Source organism: Variovorax sp. Soil_C_17 (genome assembly GCF_057657265.1).
This window is the reverse complement of sequence record NZ_JBDGIT010000080.1, coordinates 1-218: the sequence shown is the minus strand read 5'-3', so window position 1 is coordinate 218 and position 218 is coordinate 1. Positions and strand designations below refer to the sequence as shown.

Genomic DNA, 218 nt, shown 5'->3' with positions numbered 1-218 from the left:
TGTGATGTTTCAATAGGTTGTTCACCCGGATGGGTCTGGGAAACTGGAGTTACCACGCTTCAGGATCGCAGAGGAATCCCACCGGATGAACAGCCATAAGAATGCCAGATTGACATTGGAAGGTCGCAAGTTGCTTGTCGGACGCATCGCAGGAATGGGGCTGATGCTTGCCGCCGAGGCGGCAGGCATCAGCCCGCGCACTGCGCGCAAGTGGCTCA

General features: G+C 56.9%; 1 protein-coding gene. It reads left to right on the top strand.

The annotated features are described in order from the left end of the window. Positions 1-85: 85 nt before the first annotated feature. Positions 86-218, top strand: a 133-nt coding sequence (locus tag AC3A6Y_RS35125) for a leucine zipper domain-containing protein (protein ID WP_487872808.1), incomplete at its 3' end; no start/stop codon positions are given.